The sequence below is a fragment of the Dehalococcoidia bacterium genome, assembly GCA_025054935.1.
In the GTDB taxonomy this organism is placed as follows: domain Bacteria; phylum Chloroflexota; class Dehalococcoidia; order SpSt-223; family SpSt-223; genus JANWZD01.
This window is the reverse complement of record JANWZD010000005.1, coordinates 1-23,150: the sequence shown is the minus strand read 5'-3', so window position 1 is coordinate 23,150 and position 23,150 is coordinate 1. Positions and strand designations below refer to the sequence as shown.

The following is a 23,150-nucleotide window of genomic DNA, read 5'->3' as shown; positions in this document are numbered from 1 at the left end:
CGGCCTATCCTTTGACGCAGATGCGAGGACGGAGCCGCGCCACCCGTCGGGCGAGGCCAGCGGCTTCGGTTGCCTCGGCGACGAGGTCGACATCTTTGTAGGCGCCCGGCGCCTCTTCCGCGACACCGCGCATCGAGCGCGTTCGGATCAGGATGCCTTGGGCGGCGAGGTCGTCGACGAGCTCCCGACCGCGCCAGCGCTGGAGCGCTTGACGCCGGCTCATCGCGCGTCCGGCGCCATGCGATGCTGAGGCGAACGCCCGCGTTTCGCTCGTCGCCATCCCCGCGAGGATGTAGGAGCCTGTTCCCATGCTGCCGCCGATCACCACCGGCTGGCCGACGGCACGGTAGCGCGCTGGCAGCGACTCATGGCCTGGGCCAAAGGCGCGAGTGGCGCCCTTGCGATGGACGTAGAGCAGCCGGCGCGATCCATCGACCTCGTGATATTCCGCTTTGCAGGTGTTGTGCGAGACATCGAAGAGGGTTTCGATCGTTGCGTTGGGGAAGAGCGGCGTGAGCGCTTGGCGGGTGAGGTGGGTCAGGATCTGGCGGTTGGCGAGAGCGCAGTTGATCGCGGCGCGCATCGCGCCGAGATACGCTTGCCCCTCGGGCGACTCGATCGGCGCGCAGGCGAGTTCGCGGTCCGGCAGCGTGATGCCGAGCCGGCCCGCTGCCCGTGCAAGCGAAACGAGATAGTCGCTCCCGATCTGGTGACCGAGGCCACGCGACCCGCAGTGAATCGCGATCACGACCTGCCCGACCTCGATCCCAAAGGCGCGGGCGGCCTCGTGGTCGAAGACCTGCTCGACGACTTGGACTTCGAGGTAGTGGTTGCCGGAGCCGAGCGTGCCCATCTCTCCGAGCTGGCGGCGCTTGGCGAGGTCGGAGATCGCTGACGGCAGCGCGCCTGCCATTGTGCCCCTCTCCTCGATGTAATCGAGGTCGGCGGCGGTTCCGTAGCCGCGTTCCACGGCCCAAGCGGCGCCGCCGAGCAGTACGTCATCGATCTCTTTCATGGTCAGCCGAACGGCTCCTTCGACTCCCAGTCCGGCGGGGATCGTCTCGAAGAGGGCGTCGGCGACGGCAGTCATTTTGCGGTTGAGGTCGGTCTCAGAGAGCGTGGTGCGCAGGCAGCGGACGCCGCACGAAATATCGAAACCGACCCCGCCGGCGGAGACGACCCCGCCGGCAGCAGGGTCGAAGGCGGCGACGCCGCCGATGGGGAAGCCGTAGCCCCAGTGGGCGTCCGGCATGGTCATGGCGGCGCCGACGAGGCCGGGCAGCCGGGCGACGTTCAGCAGCTGTTCGAGGACTTTGTCGTCCATGCTGACGAGCAGCGGCTCGCTGCCATAGAGGAGAACCGGCGCGCGCCGTTCTCCCGGCGCGAGCGGCACCGTCCAGCAATACGGGGTGAGACGTTCCAAGTTGGCCAAGTTCATGGCTGCTCCTCCTAGACATCGAGCACGCAGCGTGCTTCCCACAGTCCATTGCGCTGCTCGACGGCGAGCGCGGTCAGGGTCGCGCCCTTCACTTCCACGCCGCGTTCGAGGTCGGCTCGCCACGGCTCGCCGCTGGCTTCGCCGACCCAGCGGCCATTCTCGCGGGTGAGGCGGAAGCGCCCGAAGATGAGACCGGCGGCGCGGGCCTCCGCGAGCAGCCGGTTGAGCCAGACCGCGAGCGCCAGTTCAGGGTCCGGCTCGTCGAAGGCGAAGCGGACCGTTGTTGCCGGCCGGATGTCGTCGAGGTTCACCATCAGGGCGAACATGCCTTCGGCGGCAGCCACGAAGGCGTCTTCGAGGCGGTCGCCCCGTCCGATGATCCCGACATCGGCGTCGTGGTCAAAGTAAGCGTAGTTCGGCATCATGCACCAGCGGGTTCGGCCTGCTGCCCTCTCGGCGTCCGCAGGCGTTCGGGCAGCGGCGCTGCCTTACTCCTCCCCTCCGCTCGCTGGTCGCCCTCGTCCGGCCGCTGCCGCCGGCTGAAGCGCTCCCCGGGGATGGCGCCGAGGTGAGCGTGCCGTCAGCGGAACGCGACGACGTGCCTCCGCTGCCCCGGGACGGCCTAGTCTCCCGCGCTCGTTACCGGCGCGCTTCTGGCTTCGGCGGTCGCCCGTTATCCCGGAGCAGCATGCCCGCCGATCGCCATGCAGGCATCGCGACGAGCGGCCGGCAGACCGCAGCGTGTTCGCCTGCCAGTGCCTCGTTGCTCCGCGGGGGCTGGCGGCCTATGCAGTTGGGTTGCCGCTTCGCGGGTGGGCATGCTCCCGCACGAGGGCGGCGGCGTCGGCATCGGTCAGGCGGTCGAACCGCTGGTAGTGGTCGGCCACGCGGTGGAAGGGCGCGGGCTGGACCAGCGTGAGGACGTCGTCGGCGACCCCTTCGAGATGGCGGCACGCTTTCGGCTCGCCGACGGGGACGGCGACGACGACGCGAGCGGGATGGAACTGGCGCACCGCGCGGACGGCAGCCAAGAGTGGGGCGGCGGTCGCCACGCCGTCATCCACAATGATAACCGTACGGTCGCGCACGACGGGGGGGCGCAGGGCACCGCGGATCTGCTCTTCCCGCCGCTGGGCGTCGGCGCGGCTTTGGGCGATTGCGCGCTGGACGAACGCCTCCGACACGCCAAGTCCGGCGATCGCTTCGTCGTTCAGCGCGCTTTCGCCGCTCGCCGTGACCGCACCGAGGATCACCGCCTCGTTGCCCGGCGCGGTGATCGGCTGCGCCACAATGATGTTCAGTTCCCCGCCGAGCCGGTGGGCGATCTCGGCGGCGACAGGGACGCCTCCCGGCGGGATTGCCAGCACGACAGGGTGATCTTTCGCATAGCTTGCGAGCGCGGTCGCCAACTGCGCACCGGCGCTCTGCCGGTCGCGAAGGGGCGAGAAACGAGGACCGCTTGGCTCAACGTGGGGAGAATCCATCGATCACCTCTCCAGCCGACGCCGCTGATCCCTGCGCCGTGCCGACTCCGTTCAATCCAAATGGTAGTGGCAACGGGCCTCCTCGCGCGACATCGACGTGACAGACTGCCTTGCTGTTCAGCGGAGGCGCGCGTGTTGATGGCCTCGCGCTGCGCGAGCAGCGTGACCGCTCTTGCTCACGCTGCTCATCGTGTGCATGCCGCCTTCTGGAGCCGGCGGACGCTCGGGCGCGGCGGCCGGCTCTGAGGGGTGCGGGGGCACGGATGAGATGGCGTTCTCGCTGCGCCAGACCGACCTGCGCGGCTAGCTCAAGAGATAGCCGCCGTCCGCCACGATCAATTCGCCGGTGATGTAGTCGGCCGCGGGGCCGGCGAGAAAGAGGGCGATGCGCGCGATTTCATCGGGCTCCCCCATGCGCTTGAGCGGCAGCCGCTCGAGAAATCGGCTCGCGGCTTGTTCCGCGCTGCCGCTCAGTTGGGCGACGCTCTGAGCGGCAGCCGCCGCGCCCGGCGTCGCGATCCCGCCCGGCGCGATCGCGTTGACGAGGATGCCGTAGGGTGCCAACTCGAGCGCGAGCGACTTCGTCAGCATCACCAGCCCGCCTTTTGATGCATCGTAGTGCGCAAGAGCGCCGGTCGGGTGCAGCGCGTCAATCGAGGCGATGTTGATGATCCGGCCGGGATGGCCGCCTGCGATCATCGCTTTGGCGGCAGCTTGGGCGAAGAAGAAGGGCCCGCGCAAGTTAGTGTTGAGAACGCGATCCCACTGCTCCGGCGTGATCTGCAGGGCGGGGGTGAAGGGGAAGATCGCGGCGTTGTTGACGAGGATGTCGAGCCGGCCGAAGCGCTCGGTCGCCCGGCGGACGGCCTCGTAGGCGTGGTCCGGGTTGGCCGCGTCGGCGACCATCGCTTCGCAGGTTCGGCCGCTCGCCCGGATCTCGGCGGCGGTTTGATGCGCGGCGGGCTCGTCGATATCGGTCAGCAGAACGGCAGCACCGGCTTCGGCGAGGCGCGCGGCGATTGCTTGGCCGATCCCCTTTGCGCCGCCGGTCACGATGGCACTTTTGCCAGCCAGCGAGAACAACTCGGCAAGCGAGAGCATGACCCAACCTCCTCGGGAGTTCGCTTGCACGATACGGCGGCGGAAGGGCGGGGGCACGTGCCGAATGTCCTCTCTTGATCGGGTGACTCAGCCACTTCGCCTGGCGGGGCTCACTCCCCGCTCCGGGCAACGCGGCCGCGGCGCATTACGGCTGCGCTGACGGCAGGGCGGAGATGCCGGTGCGGCCGCGCGCGGCGCGGGGACGCGCCTCCTCAGCGGCGTAGAGAGCGAGGGCGAGTGCCATCAGAACATCGTCGTGGCCCTCGGCAGGATCGACAAAGAGCGCAAGCAGACCGTTGGGGCGGCTAGCGGTGCGGGCGAGCGCGATCTCGCGCCACGCCCGGCGCAGCTCCGGGGCGTCGCCGGCGGGCAGGGCGAGCCGGCCAGCGGGAACGGCAGCGAGCAGCCGGAAGGCGAGGTCGCTCTTGCTCGCGGCTGTGAAGTGAAACGGCTCGACGCGCGCGCCGAGGGTGTCGCGCAAGAACGAGGCGACGCCCGCGCCGACACCGGTGGCGTCGACGACGACGCGAGCGACCTCCCATTCGCGCAAAAGGCGGACAAGCTGGGCAAAGAGCGCAGCGTGGCGCTCGCCGGTCCAGATGCGGAGGTGGACGACGCGCAGGCGGGGCGGAAAGGCGGCAGCGCGCAGCCCGTCGAGCCCCGGCGGCGTGTCGGCGGCGACAACCTCGCCGATGACGACGACGGTCGAATCGCGGCGGGAGGGGCGTGCCTCCTCGGTCTCGGCTTCGCCGGCGAGGTCGATGCCGGCGACGTAACGGCGGCCGGGCGTTGGCGCGGTCTGGAGCGGGTGATCGCCGCGCAGCGCGTCGAGCGCGGCGGGGGGAAAGGCGCGCCCGTCGCCGGCGAGCGGGCGGAGGGCGTATTGGGTGCGGAAGAGGGGATGGTCTTCGCCGAGCCGGGCGCGCTCCGCTTCGACAAACCGGCGATAGTCGGGGTTGACGGCCGCGACGGTCTCCCAGTCGTACTCGAAGTGGCGGCGGATGCCGTCGCGCCGTTCGAGGGCGAGATGCTCTTCTTTGGCACGTTCGAGCAGGGTCGCGCCGTCCCACGCGGTGCCGTAGAGGACGGTTGTGGCGTTGGCGGCGGCAGCCATCGGCCGAAAGTCTTTCTGGTATTTCTCGGCATCGACCGCCTGCGCTTCGTCGATTTCGAGGATCAGGCTCGCGGTCGCACCGACGACATTGGCGGAGGGAGCGGCCGAGAAGAAGCGCATCCGGGCGCGGCCAAGGCGGACCGTCTGGCCATATTCGGGAACCCAGAGCTGCCCGAGGCCGGCGTCGCGCAGACGGGCGATCAGCCGGGCGAGCGAGGTGAGCGTCTGGGGCCGGAAGGTGGGGCTCGCCTTGACCCCGTCGCCGCCGCGGGCCGCGAAGCGGACCAGCAGGCCGACTTCGAGCTGCGCCGAAAGCTCGTTCTTACCCGCTTGGCGGCTCATCATGATGCTGAACGTGTGGCCTTCGCGGCGGAGAACGCTGCGCAGGATGGCGCGCAGCGGCTCGCGCTGGTAGGGGTGAAGGGAGGGCATCGACATAGACAGCTCCTTGGCGCGAACGCAGTCAGAAGTGCTGCGCGACGAGAACGGTGCGGATGCGCAAAGCGGCAGAGCGCAAACCGGCGGCCGACTGCGGAGAGAAATCTCGAATTTCGTACACGAAGCTCGTATGATGCATTGCTGGACTGTTGTCAGGTGGTTGACCCTAGGGGAGGAGGGGCGCCGCCTGAAAAAAAGAATTCCGGGAGGGAAGCGATGAGGTGGCCTCGCGCCGCGCTCGTTCTGGCGATCAGCGCCTCGGCGTGCGCACCTGCCACGGCGCCAGCGCAGACCGGTGCGCCTGCTCAGCCGGCGGTGGAGACGCGGGCAGCGCAGCAGGTGATCCAGATTGGCACAGCGTTTTCGATGTCGACGCTCAGCCCGCGGGGAGCGCTGCCGCCGGCGCCGTTCCTCTACTGGCCGATGTATGACAACCTGACGCAGTTTGGCCCGAAATACGAAGTGAAGCCGTCGGTCGCCGAGCGCTGGTCGGTCTCGCCGGACGGCCGGACATGGACCTTCAATCTCCGCCGCGATGTGAAATTCTGGAACGGTCAGCCGCTCACGGCCGAGGATGTCGCGTTCTCGCTGATGCAGGTGATTCGGAGCCGCTGGCCGGCGATCGGGTTCTTTACATCGGTCACGGAGGCGACAGCAGTTGACCCCTGGACAGTGACCGTAACGACGCGTCAGCCGGACATGGCAATTCCAAACGGCGGCGCCTATCTCTGGATCATCCCGAAGGCGTATTACGAGGAGATCGGGGCAGACGCTTTTAGCGACCGAGCGATCGGTTCCGGGCCGTATGAGGTGGCCGAATACCGGCCGGGGGACTTCATTCGCTACCGCAAGCGGTCGGAGCCCCACGCCTTCCGCAAGCCGCAGAACGACGAGATCGTCTTCCGCACTATCCCGGAGGCGGCGCAGCGCGCCAACGGGCTGCGGACGGGCGAGCTCGATCTCGCTGCGGGAACGAGCTTCCCGCCCGATATTGCCGAGTCGCTGATGCGCGCTGGCATCACGGTGCTCAGCCAGCCGGGAGCGGTGGTGCTGCTGTCGATGTCGCAGGGGGTCGCCGAAGCGCGCAACACGCCGCTGAAGGATAAGCGGGTGCGCCTAGCGCTGAACTACGCGATTGATCGCGAGTCGATCGCCAAGAACCTGTACAAGGGAACAGCGGTGCCGATCAGCCAGGTTGCGTTGCCCGGCAGCCCCTACTTCGACGAATCGGTGCGGCCGATCCCCTATGACCCGGCGCAGGCGCGTCGGCTGCTCGCCGAGGCGGGCTATCCGAACGGCTTCAAACTGCCGGCGGGGCTTGATACATCGATGGCGCACGGCTATCGCGATCTGCTGCTGGCGATCCAGGGCCAGTTGAAGGAGATCGGCGTCGAGTTCGACATCAACTTCCTCGAGTCGGGCGAGTATGATGACCGGACGCGCGCAACCGGCGGCAAGATGCGCGGCGACCTCTGGGCGCACGCCTCGAGCGATGCCAACGGCTTCGGCTCGACGATCCGCTCGATCTACGGCTGCGGCAAGCCGGTGGCGGAGCCGGCCTATGCCCTCTTCTGGTGCAACCCCGCGTGGGACAGGCTGATGGATGAAGCGCTGGCAACACCCGACCCCGTGAGGCGGCAGCAGCTGCTCCACGAGGCGAACCGCATTCAGCGCGAGGACGTGCCGGCGATCTACGTGGTGGCGACGCCGGTGCAGATCGCGCACACGCCCAAGATCCGCGGCGTCGAATTTCCGGTGCCGATCTTCTACGGCTTCGACACGGTCTACAAGATTCAGTAGCGCGGCTGTTCGCGTGCCGCTCGCCCTCGCTTCGCCCGAAGCGGGGGCGTTGTCATGTCTGCGCCACCTCACAGAGCGCTGTCAGCGGACCGCGTCGAGCGAGCGGACGACGCTGTCGGCGGAGATGTCGGCAAGACGGAGGTATTGCGCGCCGGCGGCGTCAGCGAGGCGGCGCGCGAGGCCGAAGGAGATGGGGTCGTTCTCTGTGTCGAGGACAAGAGTGGTGAGGCCGGGCTGAGCGAAGCGGGCGGCAAGGGCGAGCGCCTCGTCGAGGGGCGAGTCGGTCTCCAAGGGGACATTCGCCTTGCCGTCGGTAATGAGAACGACCACGATCGGCAGAGCGGGGTCGCGCAAGCGCTGCTGGCGGATCAGGTCGAGCGCGGCGTGAAGACCGGCGGCGAGCGGGGTGCGGCCGCCGGTCGGCAGCTCGCGCAGGCGGGCGTGGGCAGTCTCGACGCTGTCGGTGAACGGAAGCAGCACCTCGGCGCCTTTGGCGCGAAAGGCAATCAGGCCGACGCGGTCGCGGCGCTGGTAGGCGTCGGTCAGCAGGGTCAGGGCGGCACCTTTGGCGGCTTCCATCCGCCGCCGTGCCCCCATCGAGCCGCTGGCGTCGACGACGAAGAGGATGGCGACGCCGACTGTGGTACGGCGGACATTGCGGCGCAGATCGCTCGGCGTGACCGTGACGGCGAGAGGCGAATCTGCCGCGGGGGGGTGACTGGCGGCGGCGCGAATGGTGGGGATCACCGCAATATCGCTTGTTGGGCTGTCGGGGAGAGCGGCGCGGACGACGCGCCCCCGCCGGTCGTCCGAGAGGGAGGGGTGGCGGCGGCCGGACGCAGAGCGAGCGAGCCGGTCACGCTCGAGCGTGAGGGCCGGGAGCGGGATCGGCGCGCCAGGCTCGGCGCGGCGCTCGGCAGCGGCGGGCTCATCGCTGGCTGCTGGAGGAGCGGATGGCGCGTCGGATGGCGGGCTGCCGCTATCGGGGTGGTCAGGGGGTGACGGCTCGCTGGGCGGAGGCGGTTGGTCGACCTGGGAGAGAGCGTCGCGCAGCCGCTGCTCGCTCCGCTGCTCGTCGAAGGGGAGGCGGCGGAGGCGATGCGGGAGCGCGAGTTCGGCAGCGCGGCGGACATCGTCGGCGGTAACCTCGCGGCGGCCTTCGTAGGCGGCGAGGGCGCGGGCGGTCCGCAGCATGACGAGGTCGGCGCGATGGCCGTCGACGCCGACCGCGAGCGCGATTGCGGCGATGCGCCGCAGGATGTCGGGGCTGGCGACGACCTCCGGCAGGAGGGCGCGGGCGGCGACGATCCGTTCCCGCTCGCGGCGCTCGGCGTCGCGCCACTGGGCGCAGAACGCCTCGGGGTCGGCGTCGTAGGCGGCGCGCCGCGTCATCACCTCGACGCGGGCGTCGATCTCGCGCAGGCCGGTGACCTCGACGCAGAGGCCGAAGCGGTCGAGGAGCTGCGGACGGAGCTCGCCTTCCTCAGGGTTCATGGTGCCGAAGAGAATGAAGCGGGCAGGATGCTGGAAGGAGATCCCCTCGCGCTCGACGGTGTGGACGCCCATGGCGGCGGCATCGAGCAGCAGGTCGACGAGATGGTCGGGCAGGAGATTGACCTCGTCGACGTAGAGGATGCCCCGATTGGCGGCGGCGAGCAGGCCGGGCTGGAACCGTTTTTCGCCCCGCTTCAGCGCCGCTTCGATGTCGAGCGTGCCGGCGAGGCGGTCCTCGGTGGTGTTGTTCGGCAGCTCGACCACCGGAACGGGACGGGTGACGAGCGGCAGCTCCTCGCCGCGAGCAGCGCGCGCAGCGTGCTCGGCGCAGAGATCGGGGGGGGCGCAGCGGAAGGGACAGCCTTCGACGACCGCTTGGTCAGGAAGCAGCGCGGCGAGGGAGCGCGCCATCGTCGACTTGGCGGTGCCTTTTTCGCCGCGGATGAGGACGCCGCCGATGGCGGGGTCAACGGCGTTGAGGAGCAGCGCCAGCCGCATCGGCTCTTGTCCGACGATGGCAGTGAAGGGGTAGGCGTGCATCGCTTGGGAGTGTGACGGATGCGGCGGCGGGAGTCCACAGCTGACGGGCTGCGCTGCGGCCGACGGGCGAGCGCGGCCGGCACTCGCGCGGTGAGGCGTGCCGGGGGCGTCCGGCGGTGTCGCGGGGAGCGCGTCCTCGCCTTGAGCGTGACCGTCAGGAGACGATATCCCCTGCCGCACGAGCAGAGGCGCGCGCTCGCGCCGGAGGCGGCAGACGCATCGGTGGTCGAGCGGGACACGGCGGCAGGTCAGTTGGGGATAGACTCCCCGCGAGAGGGAGGAGCGTATGGAGGTGATGGCGGTCGTTCCTGCTGAGGGGGTGTCGCGCTGGGATGTCGAGGCCGATGTGGTGGTGGTCGGCGCGGGCGGCTGCGGGGTGACGGCGGCGCTGGCGGCGGGAGAGCGCGGGGCGTCGGTGCTGCTGCTTGACCGCGACCATCGGCCGGTGGCGAACACGGCGCGCAGCGGCGGGATGATCCCAGCTGCGGGGACGCGGCTGCAGCGAGCGGCAGGGATCGAAGAGACGCCCGAGCAGTTCGCCGCCGACATCCTTGCCAAGAACCATGGCCAGTCGGACCCGGAGCAGACGCTCCATCTGGCACGGACAGCGGCGCGCGTGGTGGACTGGCTGACCGAACGCCACCACGTGCGGCTCGAACTGGCGACCGATTTTCTCTATCCCGGCCACACCCAGTATCGGATGCACTGCCCGCCCGAGCGCACGGGGGCGGCGTTGCTGGCGGACCTGAAGCGGGCGGCGCGGGAAGTGCCGACTATTCAGTATGTGCCTGATGTGCGGGTCGAAAACCTTGTCGCGGCTGAATCGGGCGCGGTCGTCGGGGTGGTGGCCGACAGCGGCCGGCGCGAACTGGTGCGGGCGCGGAAGGTGATCCTCGCCTGCAACGGTTTTGGCGCGAACGCGGCGATGGTGCGGGAGTTCTGTCCGGAGGCGGCGGACGCCCTTTACTTCGGGGGGCCCGGCTCGACCGGCGAGGGGATCCAGTGGGGAATGGCGCTCGGGGCGCAGGTGGCGTTCATGGACTCCTATCAGCTGCACGCAACCGTCGCCCAGCCGGGAGAGGTTCTCGTCTCTTACTCGATCACGATGGAGGGCGGCTTCCATGTCAATGTTCGGGGTGAGCGCTTTGCCGACGAGACGCGCGGCTACTCCGAGCACGCCCTCGACGTGCTGGCGCAGCCGGGCAGGACGGTGGTCGTGGTGTACGACGCGCGTCTCCATCGGCTCGGCCGAGCGTTTCCGGACTATCGGGCATGCGTCGAGGCGGGCTTGGTGAAGCAGGCGCCGACGATCGAGGCGCTCGGCGCGGCGTTTCGCCTCGACGGCGCGGCCCTAGCGCGGACACTTGAGGACTATCGGCGGGGACGAGAGGCGGGCCGGGACCGGTTTGGCCGGCGGACCTTTGCCGACCTGCAGCCCCCGTTCTTCGGCATCCGGGTGACGGGGGCGCTGCTGCATACCCAAGGGGGGCTGGTCGTTGACCGCGAGGCGCGGGTGCTCCGAGCGGACGGCACGCCGATCCCGAACCTGTATGCTGGCGGCGGCGTGGCGGCAGGCATCTCTGGGCATGGTGCAGGCGGATATCTCTCGGGCAATGGGCTGCTGACGGCACTCGGCTACGGCTACCTCGCGGGCCGGCATGCAGCCGCTTCGCTCGGCTTCCTCGGCGCCGGGTAGGGAGGAGCGACTGAAACGAGAGGAAACGAGAGGAGAAGGGGTATGGGTGCGCTCCCGATCCCCACAACTGCGCGCGGACCGAAGCTCCTTGAAGAGATGACGACAGCGGAAGTTGCTGACGCGCTCCAGCGGACCGATGTCGCTATTCTGACGACCGGCGCGATCGAGCAGCACGGCGCCCATCTGCCGCTCGGAACCGACTGGTACATCGGGGAGGAGACGACGCGGCGTCTCCTGCGGGTGCTAGCGGAGCGCGGTTATCAGGCGGTCGGCTATGCCTTTCCGCTTGGCCGGTCGGACGGCTTTTTGAATTTCCCCGGCACGCTGACGCTGAGCAACGCGACGTTCATCGCCGTGATGAAGGAGATCATCGGCTGTCTGTACCATCAGGGGTTCCGGCGCTTCGTCCTGCTCTCGGCCAACGGCGGCAATGGGAGCGCGATGCTGATTGCGGGCGAGGAGATCCACCGCGAGCGGGGCTGCCCGGTGATCTTCCTCGATCCGCTGCCCTATCAGCGCTCCTACCGCGCGGAGATCCTGAAAAATCCGGCGCTCGACCATCACGGCGCGGAAGGCGAGACGTCGAAGGTGCTGGTCACGCATCCGCATCTCGTCCATCTTGAGCGGGCGGCGTTCGTTGCGCCGCTGAGCACCCCCCGACCGTTCACTTTTGGAGCGGGCGTCCGGGTGTTCGCCGGCCGCTGGGAGGATTTTGCTCCGGGCGGGGTGGTGGGCGACCCGCGGCTTGGGGAGGCGGCAACGGGCGAAAAGGCGTACGAGCGCAATGCTGCTTGGGCGGCGGACATCATTGAGCAGGTGTTCTTCGCGGGCGGCTCAGCGTCCTGAACGCGGTTGGAGCGGCAGGCAGTCGGCGGGCCTGCCCTGCGCGCTGCCGTCGTTCCCTCACGCGTTCTCGGGGACGAGGCTCGCCACCAGCCGCTCGGCGACCTCGACGCCGATGCGCGCTGCGGCGCGGACAGCGGAGCCGCAGTTCGCCGCAAAGAGCCGGTTGTCGTGGCTCACGAGCGAGAGGGATTTCGCTTTGGCGTCGAAGCCCCAGAGGATGTCGAGGACATGGGCGTCAGCGAGAAAGGGGAGGCGGTCGGCGAGCCCGCGCGCGAGGAGGGCAGGGAAGTAGTTCTCCGGGCCGGGTGTCTCTTCATGGGCGAAGATATCCTCCTGCCCGACGACGAGGCGGAGGGTGCCGGCGACGTTCTTGACGAAGCAGTAGACGACCCCGCCCGCGAGAGGAACGACGAGGTGCGGCATTTTGGCGCGACCTCCCTCGACCGGGAGGTCGAGAAGAAAGACTTGGCGCTTCTCGAAGGCGACCGGGTAATCGGGCAGGAAGCGGGAGTTGGCCGCGCCGAGGGCAAGGAGGACGCGGCGGGCGACGAGGTCGCCGGCGGAGGTGACGATCCGATAGCTGTCGCCCTCGGGCGCGATCGCCGCGATGTCGCGTTCGCTGTGGAGGTGAATACCGGCCTCGCCGGCGCGGCGCAGGATCTCCCGCACCAGCTTTGCTCCGGCGAGATTGACGCCAGGGACAGCTTCGCCACGATTGAGAAAGAGGTAGCCGTTCTCGACAAAGTCGAGCGCGACACCCTCAGCGGCGAATTGACGGGCGAGGGCAGCGGTTTCCTGAACGGCGGACTGCTTCCACGGGTCATCCCAAGCGAGACGGACGGCGCCGCCGGCCCAGCGATAGGCAGCCTCGTGGTTAGGGTCGTCGGCGGGGTCGCGAGTGACGACGGCGATCGCGAGGTCAGTCCGTTCGCGGAGGGCGTAGGCCGTCGCCGCGCCGATCGGTCCTGAGCCGCAGATGGCGATGTCAAACACGCTGTCCATACTGCTCCGAGCGAAAAGGAGAATAGGAGAGTGCGGCGGGATATGTAGCGTACCAGAGACACGCACGCCGCTGGGCGGCGGCGCTCACGAGGCAAGAGCGACCGTTGCTGCTTGCCGCGCCAGCGCGCTCGGCCTGCCGGCGCGGCTCGGTCAGTGGGGGCTCAGGCTGTCAGGTCGACGGGGTGGCCGTTGATGGTGAAGCGAATATCGATGTTGCCGCGGGTGGCGTTGGAATAGGGGCAGGTCTGATGGGCCTGGCGGATCAGGTCGGCCCCTGCGGCCGGGTCGGCCACGTTCGGCATCGCGACGTCCATCTCGACAGCGAGGGTGTTGCCCGGTCCGTCCTCGCGCGGGACGATGTGGACCCGCGTGTCGATCGCGGTGCCTTTCGGGTCGAGCTGGGCGCGGCGGGCGAGCGCGCGGAGCGTGCTCTCGAAACAGGCGGCGTAGCCGATGCCGAACAGTTGCTCGGGGTTTGCGCCGTCGCCTTGGCCGCCGAACTCGACTGGCGGCTTGAGCTGCACTTCGAATTTGCCGTCTTCGGTCCGGCCGACGCCGCCGCGGCCGCCGGTTACCTTGACCCTGGCGGTGTAGAGGATTTTCTTCTCTTGGGTCACCCTGGCTCTCCTTAGACTGGAATGCGCTCGCCGGTCGGCAGCGGGCGCGAGGGACCGAGCCGTCCCTCGCGCCCGGCCATTCTTCGCGAGGATGCGGGCGCTGTCAAATCGGCACACCCCCGACAAGATCGAGCACAGGACGGCGCTTGGCGAACGGTGGGGCTGGCGGCGGGGCGGCCGGGAGGTGACCCCGTCGCCCTCTCTGGCTTCAGAATGCCCTGCCTCCGTGTCGGCGGCCTCGTCGTGTCGCTTGGCCGAGGGCAAGAAGCAGGGTGCGCCGGCGGCAGAGACCGGCACGTTCGCGCCGCTGTTCTCGGCGGCGCGCGGAAACGAGCGCGCCGGGGCAAGGGGGCCATTCCGCCTGCCGAAGGGCGCGCGGTCCTGGCGCTCCGTCTGCCCCGCCTCTCGGCGCGGCGGTTCTGCTTGGTCGTGAGGCGGCGCCTCGGGCGCGGGGAAGCGGGCACTCCTTGTGGCTACGGGGCTGATTGCGGCGGCGAGCGGCGGAGGGCGTCCGCTTCGGCGGCGAGCTCGTCGGCGGCGCGGACACTCGCTAGCCCTTCGGCGAGGCGGTCCGCCCCGGCGGCGGCCATGGCGTCGCTGACAGTCGCCATTTCGCGGGCGAGGGCGAGGCGGGCGAGCCCCTCTTTCGCTTCGTTGGCGCCGAGATCAGCGGCGTGGCGGCTGGTGGTGTCGAGGGCATTGGCGAGGTCGGTGGTGCTGCGCGATTGCAGGAGGTCGCCGGTTGCGACACGGTGAAGCCGGGCACCGATCTGGTGGATGGCGTCGGCGAGAGCGGGCATCCCGCCGGCGTGGACGAGGTCGCTGATAACGCGGAGTTGGCCGGCCATGGCGGCAAGGTCCAAGCCGCGGGTGAGGTCCTCGGCGCTCATCTGGCGGAGGATGGCGCTGGCGTCGGCGATCTCCTCGGAAACATCGAGCATCGCGGCGCCCTGCTCGACATCGGCGGCGCCGGCTTGGGCGGTCAGTTCGCTGAGGGTAGCGAGTTCTTCGGCAACAGCGAGTTCATCGAGGGCGCTTTCGACGTCGCTGATCCCTTCGATGGCGGCTTCGGCGGCAAGGTCGGCGGTCGCCTCAGCGGCGCGGCGGTCTTGCTCGGGGTCGCGCGGTCCGTTTTGCATCGGCTGTCCTTTCTTCTCTTCTTCCGGCATTCCGCCGGCGCATCCCTGCCCTGACAACGATACCGGAAATTGCGGCGTCATACCGTTTTGCGCGAGCGGCCGAACGGATATAGAACGGATGTTCTTTTCCAGCGAGGCGGCAATGGATGAGGTGGCGCTGGTAGCGCAGCTGGCGACCCGGGACCGCGAGCGGCTGCGCGGCTATCGCGAGCTGCTCGAGTTCTACCGGGGCGCGCAGTGGCGCGAACCGGCGCGGCGCGGTGAGCGCCAGCTGACGCTCAACTACGCCAAGGTGCTGGTTGAGAAGGTCACCTCCTACCTGATGGCCGACCGTCTGATGGTGGTCGACCCGGAGGACGACCGGCCGGGGTCGGTGGCGGCGGCGCGGCAGGCGGAGGCGGCGCTGGCGCGGATCGCGGAGGCGAACGACCTCGACGCGCTCGATTTCGACACCGAGATCGACACCGCTGTGCTCGGCGACGGCGCGTATAAGGTGACGTGGGATGTCGAGGCGGGCGAGGTGCGGATCAGCGCGCCGGACGTGCAGGGGATCTGGATCTGGCCGCGGCCGGACGATCCCTGGCGGCCGGCGACGCTGGCGAACCGCACGCTGCTGCCGAGCGGCGAGAGCGCGGTCGAGGTCTGGACCGACGACACCTTCGCGCTGGTTGTCGATGGCCGGCTGGCGCGGCGCGGGCCGAACCCGTACGGCTTCATCCCCTACGTCGTTTTTCCGAACCTGCGGGCGCCGAAGCAGCGCTGGGGCGTCTCGGACCTTGCGCCGATCCTCGAGCCGGCGCGGGAGCTGAACCGAGCGCTGACGCAGCTGTCGCGGCTGCTGGAGCTGTCGGGCAATCCGATCGCGGTGCTGGAGAACGTCGACCGGGCGGAAGACATCGCGATCGGGCCGGGGGCGGTGTGGGAGCTGCCGGAGCGGGCGCGCGCCTACATCCTCGACCTGCTGGGCAGCGGCGGCGTCGGCCTCCACATCGACTATCTGAACGCCCTTTACCGGGCGCTGCACGACCTGGCCGAGACGCCGCGCACCGCATTCGGCGACAACAGCCGCGCCTTGGCGGGCGTCGCCCTCGAAATCGAGCTCCAGCCGCTTCTGCAGAAGGTGGCGCGCAAACGGCTGCTGCGCAGCGCCGTCTACCGGCGGCGGAACGCGATGGCGCTGCGGCTGCTCGAGCGCTTTGGCGGCGGGCGCTTCGCCCCCTACCGCTCGCGGGTGGTCTGGGGCGCGGTGACCCCGCGCGACGCCAGCCGGCAGCTGGCCGACGAGCAGGCGGCGGTAGCGAGCGGACTGCGCTCGCGCCGCGGGGCGATGGCGCGGCTGGGGACGGCGGACCCGGAGCGGGAGTTCGCGCGCTGGCTGGAAGAAGAACGAGAACGCGGCGCCGTTCCGGCGCGGAAAGGAGCAGAGGATGGAGGAGCATGAGGTGAGCGGGATGGCCATGCCGGTCGAGCCGGCGCCCGAGGAGGCGCTGCGGCGCGAACTGGCGGCGGCGGTCGCGGCCTATCGGCAGGCGCGGCTGGCGGCCGACCCGCTGCTGCCGCCGGAGCTGGTGGTCGGCGAGACGGTGGCCGAGATCGACGCCAGCGTCGAGCGGGCGCGGGCGATCGTCGCCCAGGTGCGCGAGCGGGTGCGGAGCGAGGCGGCGCGCGAGGTTGTGCCGGCGGCGCTCGCTCGGACCCCGGTCGACCCGGCGGCGCTCTCCCCGCGCGAAAAGATCGCCTACGGGCTCGGACGATAGAGCGCGGGGCACGGGTTCTCAGAAAGGAGCAAGATGGCGCTGACGCTTGCCGAAGCGGCAAAGCTTTCGAACGATACGCTGCGCGCCGGGGTGATCGAGACGGTGGTGAAAGAGAGCCCGGTGCTGGCGCGGCTGCCGTTCATCACGGTGCTCGGCAACGGGCTGACCTACAACCGCGAGAACGCCCTGCCGTCGGCGGACTTCTATGACGTGGGCGACACGTGGAGCGAGGGGACGCCGACCTTCACCCAGCTGACGGCGACGCTGAAGATCCTCGGCGGCGACGCCGATGTCGACAACTTTCTCGCCAAGACGCGGAGCAACCTCCAGGACCTGCTCGTGACGGTGATCGAGCAGAAGGCGAAAGCGGTCGCTCATGCGTTTGAAGACACCTTCCTCTACGGCGACAGCACGGTGAACAGCAAGCAGTTCGACGGGCTGCACAAGCTGACGCCGGCCGCGCAGCAGATCCATCAAGGCACGGGAACAACGCCGGCGGCGCTCTCGCTGGCGAACATGGACGCGCTTCTCGACCTGATCCGGCCGGGCAAGCCGGATCTCATCCTGATGAGCCGGCGGACGCGGCGGCTGATCAGCCAGTATGCCCGCGCAGCCAATTCGCCGTTTGTCGTCAGCTACTCGGCGTTCGGCGAGAGCATCGCCTCGTACAACGGCGTGCCGATCTTCGTCTCCGATTTTCTGACCGACACCGAAGCGATTACGGGCGGCAGCTACAGCGCAAAGACGGGCGGCGCGTCGAGTTCGGTCTTTGCCCTGAAGTTCGGCGAGGACGCGCTTGCCGGGCTGGAGGGGAGCGACGGGATTGTTGTCGAGGATATCGGGCATTTGGAGAGCAAGGACGCCCGCCGCTTCCGGGTGAAGTGGTACTGCGCGGTGGCGGCGTTCAGCACGCTCTGTCTCGCCAAGATCGACGGCATCTCAGGCGCAGCGGTGGTCGCCTAGCCGTCTGTCTGGGGGCGGCGGCGTATCCCCAAGCCGCGAGCTCATCCCTCGCGCCGCCGCCCCCGCCGCGTTCTGAGTGGAGGTCGAGGAGCCGCTGAGATGGCAACGCTCGCAGTTCTGCTGGCACGGATGCGTCAGGACCTGAACGATGAGGTGGCGCCGTACCGCTGGTCGGATGCCCACCTGCAGCGCCACCTCGAGCGGGCGATCCGCGAGTACTCGCTCGCGGCGCCGCGCGAGATGAAGACGATGCTTCCCACAACGGCGGGCAGCCGCGAGATCGCGGTCGGGACGCTTGCCGACCTGGTGCGGGTGGAAGCGGTGGAATGGCCGGCCGGGCAGTGGCCGCCGCGCTATGTCCGCTTTTCGCTCTGGCAGACGACGCTCACGCTGCTGACCGCGGCGACGGCGGATGGCTCGCCGGCCGCTATCTACTGGCTGGCGGTGCATGCGGTGGATGGCTCGACGCTGCCGACACGCGATGAAGAGCTGGTCTGCCGAGGCGCGGCAGGCTACGCGGCGCTGGAATGGGCGAACTACGCGATCGGTCGGGTGACGGCGGGCGGCGAGGAGACGGCGGAGCGCTACCGCCGCTGGGGAGCGATGGCGCTCGAGGAGTTTCGGCAGGGGCTTGACCGGCGGCGGCGGGCGCTGCGGTCGCGCCGGCTGTATCTGCCGGCAGGACTGCTGCCGAGCCAGTCGCGGGATGCCGGACCGTGAGGGAGACGCAGCGCGGCGGGGGGCTGCTCCGGGGACAGTGCTGCTGGGCGGGCGCGGGAGGGCGCGGATGCGGACGATGAGCGCAACATTGGCGGCGGCGTGCCGGGCGCTGGATGGCGAACCGGCGCTCTCGTTGCTCTGGCGAGATGCCTTTGGGGGGGTGCGGCGGCTGCGCTTCACCGAGACGCTCTATGCCGGCGGCGAGCCGGATGCGGCGCACGGGGCGGGCTGCTTTGGGAACGGGGCGCTGCTGCGCGCCTATCGGGCATCGGCGGGGACGGTGAACCTGCAGGTGATCGCGGCGCCATCGGCGGGCGCGCCGTGGTCGAACTGGACCGGCGTGGCGACGGGCGCGGTGAGCGGGATTGGCTGTGCGGTGGGGACGAGCGGCGTCTTTGGGATGATCGCGGTTGACGGAGAAGGCGGCAGCGTGCGGGCGCGGACGACGGCAGACAGCGGGGCGAGCTGGTCGGGGTGGGCGACAGCGGCGACTGCTGCAGGGGCGCTGGGAGCGGTTGGGGCAGCGCAGCGGAGCAATGGGGACCGGGCAGTCTTTTTTGCGGACGGGGCGACGCTGAAGGCGGCGCGGCAGACGGGCGGGGTTTGGGGGGCGGTGAGCGCCTGCCCGACGGCGTTCGGGAGCATCAGCGGGGTGGGGGCGTGTCACGACGAGGCGGACTGGTGCGTAGCAGTAACGGGGACGACAGCGGCGGGAAGGCCAGCGGTCTGGACACTGCGCTGGGGCGACGGCGGGGCGCTGGCGCTGGGGAGCTGGGAGGCAGCGCGGGTGTTGACGGCGGGGGATGGGAATGTGGCGTTTCGCTCGCCGGCGATTGGGCTGCTGGATCGGGTGCGGGTGACGCTGGTCGAGCGGTGGAGCGGAAGCGGGGCATATGCGCTGACCCTGATGAGTTATTTGGTCCGGAATGCGCTGTGGTCAGACAACGCTTGGCGCGATCCCGTTCCGGTGACAATGGGGCGGCTGGCAGGAGCGGCGCTGGCGTGGGACGGGACGTGGGCGTATCTCTGCCACCCGGGGCTGGTGCGGCGGGCCGTCGTGCCGGACGCAGCGGGGACGGACTATTCGAGCCGCGTGGTGGCAGCGCGGTGGTCGCTGCCGGGGGAGTGCCGGCTGACGCTGGACAACAGCGACGGCGCCTTGGTGGAGGCGCTGCCCGTGGGCGGGGAGATTGCGCTGGACGCCGGATACCGGACAACGGCAGGGACGGAGTTTCCGCTGAGCGGGCCGCCGGCAGTCTATTGGGCGGAGGCGGTGCGGGTGGTGGACCGGCGAGATGGGCGGAGCGTGGTGGAGATAGAGGGAACGGACGCCCTCGGCCTGCTGAGGCGGTGGCGGCCGCGGCGGCAACTGGTGTGGAGCGGGTCGCCGGCGCCGGCGATCGTGGGCGAGTTGTGCCGGCTGGCGGGGCTCGCGTATGGAGCGTGGTCGCTGAGCCCGGAGTTTGCGGGGCTGACGCCGGCATTCACCGTGCTGCCGGGAACGGATGGGCTGACGGCGGCGCGGCGGCTGATTGGGCTGGGGCGCGATTGGCTGCTGCCGGATGGCTTTGGCGTGGCCTCTCGGTTTCCGCAGGAGAGCGATGGGTCGACGTGGAGCTATCGAGCGGGGGACGAGACGGTAGGACCGGGCGAGCAGCCGGTGGCGGAGTATGTGCGGGAAGCGGGGGCGGTGGAGCCGGCGTTTGTGCGGGTGGTGACGGGGGCGCACGTCGGCCAGGCGCAGGAGGATGAGGCGGTGGCGGTGTGGGGGGATGGCGGCTGGGTGGTAGCGGACCGGTCGGTAGCGAGCGCGAGCGAAGCGGGGGCCCGGGCGGCCGCGATCGTGCGGGGGGCGGTGCTGCGGGCAGGGCGCGAGGTGCTGGTGAGCGCACCGAACGTCGGGACGCAGGTGGGGGATGTGGTGACGGTGACGCATGGGCGGGTGGGGCGGAGCGGGACGCGGCGGCGGGTGCGGGCGGTGACGTTTGGGCTGGAGCGGTGGAAAGGGCGGCAGCGGTATTGGCAGGAACTGGAGCTTGGGGCGGTGTGAGGGCGATGGAGCTGGAGCGGGCGGTGGTGGTCAGCTTTGACGCGGCGACCTACACGGCGACGGTGCGGCTTGAGCGGAGCTTGAGCGGGGTGCAGAGCGGCGTGGCGGTGGCGCGGCATCTGGCGGCGTGGCAGCTGAAGCCGGGGGATGAGGTGGTGGTGGGGGTGTGGGACGCCTTGGTGGCGAGCGAGCGGTGCGTGATTGCATCGCTGGCGGCACGGCGGCGGCCGATGTGCCGGGTGCGGCGGACGACGAGCCAGCCGATCCCAAGCGGGACGCAGACGGCGCTGGCATTTGATGTTGCGCGCTACGACACCGATGGAATGTGGAGCGCGGAAGCGCCGACGCGGCTGACGATCCAGACGGCGGGGCGGTATCACGTGGGGTTTGCGGCGAGCTTCGATGAGCCGACCGGAGCAGGGTCGGTGCGCGGGGCGAGCCTGTGGGTGAATGGGGCGCTCGTGATCGCGACGGTGGTCGTGGCGCCGCGGCCGGGGGGAACCCAGACCCAGATCCCCGTAGTGAGCGGGGACTATCTGTTCTCGGCGGGAGAGTATCTCGAGGGACGGGTGGTGCAGGACAGCGGAGGAAGCGTGCCGGTGTTCAGCTTCTCGGCGTGGTCGCCGGAGCTGTGGGCGCATTGGATCGAGGCATGAGCGGGGTCGAGGGCTGGACCTGGCGCGGCGAGCGGGTTCCCGCCGCATGGCTGCTCTCGCGCTATCGGGTGCGGATCGACGACCGGCCCGGCCCATGGCGCGTCGTGGCGCTGCGCGAGGTCCACGGCCGGCCGCTGCTGCGGGCGCGGTTTGTCGGCGAGGCGCCGAGCGGTGTCCTCTGGCGGTCGGTCGGCGGGCTGGCGATCGAATCGCCGGTCGACGGCGGGCAAGCGGAGCTGCCGGTGAACAGCGGAAGCGCCTATGACCCGGCGCACGGGCCGGGACCGTGGTCGGTCGAGCCGGTCGGCGGAGGACAGGCTGTGCACGGCTTGGGGCTGGCGCTCGGCCTAGCAGACGGCCCGCCGGCGGAGGCGGACAATCGCTACCAGACGCTCGAGGTCACATGGCGGCGCGCTGATGCGCCCTCGTCGTCTGGAGCGCCGGCAGCGGGAGTGCTGCTGCTCGGCTGGGAGCTGCCGAACCGGCCGGCGGTGCATCCCGAGGAGTGGCGACGCTTCGACGCCCTCGGGGCGACGATCGCCAAAATCCGGCCGTATCACGTTCTCGACCCGGCCGATGGAGAACGGACGCTTGACGGGCTGGTCCGGCGCGGCGTGCGGGTAGCGATCCGGCCGGACGCGGATGGCGACTTCGAACGCGACTGGGCGGCGACGGTCCAGCGCCTGAGCGCGGCGGCGAAGCGGCTGCTCGCGGCGGGCGCGCCGCCGCCGGTTGTCCTCATCCCCGATAGCGAGCCGAACCTCCACGGGCGGCCGGTCCCGTCCTGCTACTTCGAGCGGCTAGAGCTGGCGCGGTCGGCGCTGGCAGTGCTCTTTGGCGAACGGGCGCGGCTCGTTTCGCCCCCGTTCGCGGCTGCCCAAGGGGAAGAGGGATGGCACGCTGCCGGTCGGCCGGTGATCAGCCGCTTCGACGCGATTGGGGTCCACGCCTATGGCCAAGGCGACCTCAGCGTGGCGCTGCGCTTCTTGGCGTTTGACTACGGCAAGCCGTTCTTTGTCGCCGAGGCGGGCGACAGCAGCGACGGGATCAGCGCGGAGGAGCGGGTCGCTCGGACGGCGCGGCTGCTCCGCCGCCTTGCCGCCACGGGACGGGTCGAGGCGTGCTGCCTGTTCATTCTCGGGACGGCCGACCCGCGCTGGGAGCCGTTTGTGCTGCCGGCGGAGGGGCTTGCGCCGCTGCGCGAGGCGGTACGCGGGGAGTGGAAGGAGGAGACGGTGATCCCGGAGGAGATCCGCGCCCAGATCGCGCGGCTGTGCGAGCGCTACGGCGTCGACCCGTACATCATCGCGGCGATGTGCTGGATCGAGAGCGGCTTTCGTCCGGACGCGGTGGGCGACGACGGGCATTCGGTGGGGCTGCTCCAACTGCACGATGAGGGGCTTGGCTTCGGGATGTCGGTTGAGGAGCGGAAGAACCCGGAGCGCAATCTGGAGGTAGGTATCCGCGCCCATCGCGCCTACCGCGATGAATTCGGCTCGGTGGAAGCGGCGATTGCGGCGCACAACGCCGGCGGTCCGGCGCTTCGCCGCGTCAAAGGGGATTGGCAGGCGCTCTTCGGCGGCCGGGTGGCGGAGCGCTATGTCCGGCCGGTGCTCGCAAAGGCGGCGGAGTATCGGGCGGCGAATCTCTTTCCGCCCAGCCCTGTGCGGGTCCAACTGGATGCAATTTGGGGCGTGTCGGAGGCACTGCTCGGCGAGGGCCGGAACGCGCAGGCCTGGCAGCTGCGAGCAGCGGTGATCGCGCTGAAGGACGAGCTGGGCCTGACGTGAGGGCCGTTGCTGGACAGCGCGGCGGTCTTGCGTAGGCGAAGAGCAATAGTGCGGGTGGTGGTCCTTCATCCCGCCAGCGCGCGCGATGCTCCTTCACTCCCGTCATTGCGAGCCCGGAGCGCAGCGACGGGCGCGGCGATCCCGATGAGTCGTGGCGCATTTCTGCCGGTGTGAGCGCATCGAGGGATGGAGCCGTTCTGGAGAGGGTGCAGCCGGAGCAGTGCGAACGGTCGCCGTTGTAGGCAGTGAGGAGTGTGCCTCGCCGAGGGCTGCGCGTCACGCCGTCATTGCGCGTATGACGAAGGGGGTAGCGATGGTCGTGGCCGCTGGATTGAGGCGACATTGCGAGCCTGGAGCGCAGCGACAGGCGCTGCAAGAGCGCTGCCAATCGTCATCTCGTCGACAGACGGCGTCATTGCGAGCCCGGAGCGCAGCGACGGGCGCGGCAATCCCGATCGTGGCTGGCCCCGCGACCTTGGCGGCTGTCGGCTCAACGTGCCAACCA

The 23,150-nt window shown here is 70.0% G+C and carries 19 protein-coding genes; 10 read left to right on the top strand and 9 right to left on the bottom strand.

Annotation, left to right across the window (positions count from 1 at the left end; all coding sequences use genetic code 11):
- Positions 1-4: 4 nt before the first annotated feature.
- From NZ773_07435 to NZ773_07415, 5 genes are all read right to left on the bottom strand, one after another.
- A complete protein-coding gene (locus NZ773_07435; protein ID MCS6801758.1) occupies positions 5-1,438 on the bottom strand; it encodes an RtcB family protein in 1,434 nt (477 codons plus the stop codon).
- An 11-nt stretch (positions 1,439-1,449) separates the two neighbouring features.
- Positions 1,450-1,860 carry an archease gene (locus tag NZ773_07430; protein MCS6801757.1) on the bottom strand — a complete coding sequence of 137 codons (411 nt, stop codon included), beginning with the start codon at positions 1,858-1,860 and terminating at the stop codon, positions 1,450-1,452.
- A 363-nt stretch (positions 1,861-2,223) separates the two neighbouring features.
- Complete coding sequence (locus NZ773_07425) at positions 2,224-2,922, bottom strand: phosphoribosyltransferase family protein (GenBank protein MCS6801756.1); 699 nt, start codon at positions 2,920-2,922, stop codon at positions 2,224-2,226.
- A 303-nt stretch (positions 2,923-3,225) separates the two neighbouring features.
- Positions 3,226-4,023 carry an SDR family oxidoreductase gene (locus NZ773_07420; GenBank protein ID MCS6801755.1) on the bottom strand — a complete coding sequence of 266 codons (798 nt, stop codon included), beginning with the start codon at positions 4,021-4,023 and terminating at the stop codon, positions 3,226-3,228.
- A 145-nt stretch (positions 4,024-4,168) separates the two neighbouring features.
- The gene (locus tag NZ773_07415; GenBank protein MCS6801754.1) at positions 4,169-5,575 is read right to left on the bottom strand and encodes a hypothetical protein; all 1,407 of its coding nucleotides are present in this window, start codon (positions 5,573-5,575) and stop codon (positions 4,169-4,171) included.
- A 216-nt stretch (positions 5,576-5,791) separates the two neighbouring features.
- Here NZ773_07415 and NZ773_07410 point away from each other — a divergent pair, with 216 nt between their 5' ends.
- Positions 5,792-7,375 carry an ABC transporter substrate-binding protein gene (locus NZ773_07410; GenBank protein MCS6801753.1) on the top strand — a complete coding sequence of 528 codons (1,584 nt, stop codon included), beginning with the start codon at positions 5,792-5,794 and terminating at the stop codon, positions 7,373-7,375.
- 81 nt (positions 7,376-7,456) lie between these two features.
- On the opposite strand, the gene NZ773_07405 is transcribed toward NZ773_07410, so the two are convergent.
- Complete coding sequence (locus tag NZ773_07405; GenBank protein MCS6801752.1) at positions 7,457-9,409, bottom strand: putative cobaltochelatase; 1,953 nt, start codon at positions 9,407-9,409, stop codon at positions 7,457-7,459.
- A gap of 286 nt (positions 9,410-9,695) precedes the next feature.
- On the opposite strand from NZ773_07405, the gene NZ773_07400 reads away from it, so the two are divergent.
- The gene (locus NZ773_07400) at positions 9,696-11,105 is read left to right on the top strand and encodes an FAD-dependent oxidoreductase (protein MCS6801751.1); all 1,410 of its coding nucleotides are present in this window, start codon (positions 9,696-9,698) and stop codon (positions 11,103-11,105) included.
- 42 nt (positions 11,106-11,147) lie between these two features.
- A complete protein-coding gene (locus tag NZ773_07395) occupies positions 11,148-11,951 on the top strand; it encodes a creatininase family protein (GenBank protein MCS6801750.1) in 804 nt (267 codons plus the stop codon).
- A 57-nt stretch (positions 11,952-12,008) separates the two neighbouring features.
- Here NZ773_07395 and NZ773_07390 read toward each other — a convergent pair whose 3' ends face one another.
- From NZ773_07390 to NZ773_07380, 3 genes are all read right to left on the bottom strand, one after another.
- Positions 12,009-12,953: an FAD-binding oxidoreductase gene (locus NZ773_07390; GenBank protein ID MCS6801749.1), complete on the bottom strand. Its 945-nt coding sequence runs from the start codon at positions 12,951-12,953 to the stop codon at positions 12,009-12,011.
- A gap of 161 nt (positions 12,954-13,114) precedes the next feature.
- The gene (locus tag NZ773_07385) at positions 13,115-13,570 is read right to left on the bottom strand and encodes an Ohr family peroxiredoxin (GenBank protein MCS6801748.1); all 456 of its coding nucleotides are present in this window, start codon (positions 13,568-13,570) and stop codon (positions 13,115-13,117) included.
- Positions 13,571-14,043: 473 nt separating this feature from the next.
- On the bottom strand, positions 14,044-14,709 hold the full coding sequence (locus NZ773_07380; GenBank protein ID MCS6801747.1) for a hypothetical protein: 666 nt from the start codon (positions 14,707-14,709) through the stop codon (positions 14,044-14,046).
- Positions 14,710-14,827: 118 nt separating this feature from the next.
- Here NZ773_07380 and NZ773_07375 point away from each other — a divergent pair, with 118 nt between their 5' ends.
- From NZ773_07375 to NZ773_07345, 7 genes are all read left to right on the top strand, one after another.
- On the top strand, positions 14,828-16,150 hold the full coding sequence (locus tag NZ773_07375; GenBank protein MCS6801746.1) for a phage portal protein: 1,323 nt from the start codon (positions 14,828-14,830) through the stop codon (positions 16,148-16,150).
- Positions 16,137-16,466 carry a hypothetical protein gene (locus NZ773_07370; GenBank protein MCS6801745.1) on the top strand — a complete coding sequence of 110 codons (330 nt, stop codon included), beginning with the start codon at positions 16,137-16,139 and terminating at the stop codon, positions 16,464-16,466. The genes NZ773_07375 and NZ773_07370 overlap by 14 nt, the downstream gene beginning before the upstream one ends.
- Before the next feature lie 33 nt (positions 16,467-16,499).
- On the top strand, positions 16,500-17,429 hold the full coding sequence (locus tag NZ773_07365; protein MCS6801744.1) for a phage major capsid protein: 930 nt from the start codon (positions 16,500-16,502) through the stop codon (positions 17,427-17,429).
- Between the two features lie 99 nt (positions 17,430-17,528).
- Positions 17,529-18,149 carry a hypothetical protein gene (locus tag NZ773_07360; protein MCS6801743.1) on the top strand — a complete coding sequence of 207 codons (621 nt, stop codon included), beginning with the start codon at positions 17,529-17,531 and terminating at the stop codon, positions 18,147-18,149.
- 76 nt (positions 18,150-18,225) lie between these two features.
- Positions 18,226-20,199, top strand: coding sequence for a hypothetical protein (locus tag NZ773_07355; GenBank protein MCS6801742.1), 1,974 nt, complete (start codon positions 18,226-18,228; stop codon positions 20,197-20,199).
- A 5-nt stretch (positions 20,200-20,204) separates the two neighbouring features.
- Positions 20,205-20,855 carry a hypothetical protein gene (locus NZ773_07350; protein MCS6801741.1) on the top strand — a complete coding sequence of 217 codons (651 nt, stop codon included), beginning with the start codon at positions 20,205-20,207 and terminating at the stop codon, positions 20,853-20,855.
- On the top strand, positions 20,852-22,645 hold the full coding sequence (locus NZ773_07345; protein MCS6801740.1) for a transglycosylase SLT domain-containing protein: 1,794 nt from the start codon (positions 20,852-20,854) through the stop codon (positions 22,643-22,645). The genes NZ773_07350 and NZ773_07345 overlap by 4 nt, the downstream gene beginning before the upstream one ends.
- Positions 22,646-23,150: the final 505 nt, after the last annotated feature.